Below are 2177 nucleotides of genomic sequence, written 5' to 3'. Positions count from 1 at the left end.
CGAACGCCAACGCCGGTACCGAGACGGTCTGGAGCGATGGCAAGTCCAGCACGACGGCGCCCAACAGCTCCGTCCAGACTGCCGCGACGACAAGCAGTGCGCCGTCGGCCGGCAACTCATCGAGCGCAGGCGCGGCAATAGCCGCCGCGGCTGCGGGTGCTTCCAGCGACAGCCCTGGAGCCAGCAACGGAAACTCCGGTGGCAACGGCAACAACGGAAACGGTAACAACGGCAATAACGGAAACCACGGCAACCATGGTGCTACTGGCAACGGCAGGGGCAACAACGGCGATGGTAACGGGAATGGCGGCGGCAATGGCCATGGCAACGGCTACGGCCACAACCGACACTGAAGCGGTTTCCTAGGGGATGAGTGGGGCGCACCTGCAGGAGTGGGTGCGGGGGAGGATCGGATTGAAACGCTATCGGCCACATATTCTCGTCGTGATCGCGCTTGCGATCGTGCTGTCCACGGGATGGCATGGTGCGCTTCGCAATGCGCTCACCGATCTGCGGTTCGCCTGGCAATCGCGCGACGCCAGCGGCAATGTCGTCGTGGTGGCCATCGACTCACCGTCCATCGATCAGATCGGGGTGTGGCCCTGGCCGCGCCGGCTGCATGCGGAGCTGTTGCACAGGCTCGAGGCCGCGGGAGCGGGGGACATCGCCTTCGATGTCGATTTCAGCACGCCGTCGGATCCGGCGTCCGACGAGGCCTTCGTCAAGGCTCTTCGCGAGGTCGGGGGTTCGACTATCCTGCCGTCCTTCAAGCAGCCGACGCCGAATGGTGGCGCGGCGCACGTCAATCGCCCCCTGAAGCCGTTCGCCAACCAGTCCTGGCCGGCCGTCGTGAACGTCGCAGTCGAATCCGACGGACTCGTTCGCCGTTATCCGTTCGGCGAGAAGCTCGGCGATGCCTTGATGCCGTCGATGGCTGTCGTGCTGGCCGGGCAGGACGCCAACCGGCGACCGCCCTTCCTGATCGATTTCAGCATTCGTGCAGCCTCGATTCCGATCGTCTCCTATGTCGACGTGCTGCGCGGCGATACCGCGACTCTCGACAAGGTCAGGGACAAGAAGATCATCGTGGGGGCGACCGCGCTCGAGCTCGGGGACAGGTTTAGCGTTCCAAATGGACGTATCCTTTCGGGGCCGGCTCTCCAGGCGCTGGCGGCAGAATCGATCCTGCAAAACCGGATGCTGCGCGGGACATCCGACATCGGCATGATCCTGGGCCTCGGCGCAATCTGCCTTCTGATGATGTATTCGTGGCGCCGCCTTTCACCAGGTATGCGCGTTGCAATCCTGATCTCGGCCGGGGCAGCCATCGAGCTGGTGGCGGTCCTTGTACAGGCCAAATGGCCGCTCATCATCAACACGTCGCTGTTCCACATTGCGATCGTCGCTTATCTGACGGCGATCGCCCTGGACGAGATCGATTTCCGTAGTCTCCTGGGACGCATCGCCGAGAGCCGCTTCCATCGCATCGCGATGTCGCTGGGCGACGGTCTCGTCTGCACCGACGAGAACCACCAGATCACGGTCTGGAATCCCGGCGCGAGCGCGATCTTCGGCTACATGCCGGCCGAGATGATCGGCCGTCCATTCGAAACGTTGTGCGCGGTGCCGGCGGACGGCGATGCAAGGCCGTCCATGCATGACGCCGCGCGCCAGGCACTCCTCGTTCCGGGCGGGGCGGTCGTCGTCGAGTTCGAGGGTCGGCGCAAGAATGGCGAAACCTTCCCCGTCGAAGCGAGCTTCTCGGGCTGGCAGGGAACGGATGGCTTTCAGTACGGCGCGATCCTTCGTGACATCTCGGTGCGCAAACGCGAGGTCGAACGCGTCAAATACCTCGCCGAACATGACGCGTTGACCGGTCTTGCCAATCGCAACACGCTGCATGCCGGGCTGGCCGGCATGATTGCGGATGCGAGGCGACAGCCTCGCGAGGTCGCATTGCTCGTAATCGGGCTCGACGGCTTCCAGCAAATCAACAACATGCTTGGGCATTCAGCCGGTGACCGCGTGCTGCGGGCCGTCGCTGAACGTCTCCGGATCGAGGCCGATGGCAAGGCGGTCGTGGCCCGCCTCAGCGGCGACGAATTCGCCATCGCGCTTGATTGTGCAGAGGCCGGCGAACCGATCGCGGCGTTCGCCGAGCGGATCGCGCAGGCGTT

1 protein-coding gene and 1 pseudogene are annotated in these 2177 nt (G+C 64.3%); both read left to right on the top strand.

The annotated features are described in order from the left end of the window. Positions 1–353 (top strand): annotated as a pseudogene (locus MOV75_RS35505) (hypothetical protein); the annotation flags it as partial. Between the two features lie 61 nt (positions 354–414). Continuing rightward, a partial coding sequence (locus MOV75_RS35500; RefSeq protein ID WP_247007671.1) for a CHASE2 domain-containing protein occupies positions 415–2177 on the top strand: 1763 nt, incomplete at its 3' end.

The sequence above is a fragment of the Bradyrhizobium sp. PRIMUS42 genome (genome assembly GCF_023006515.1).
Classification (GTDB): domain Bacteria; phylum Pseudomonadota; class Alphaproteobacteria; order Rhizobiales; family Xanthobacteraceae; genus Bradyrhizobium.
This window is presented reverse-complemented; position numbering and strand designations above follow the sequence as displayed.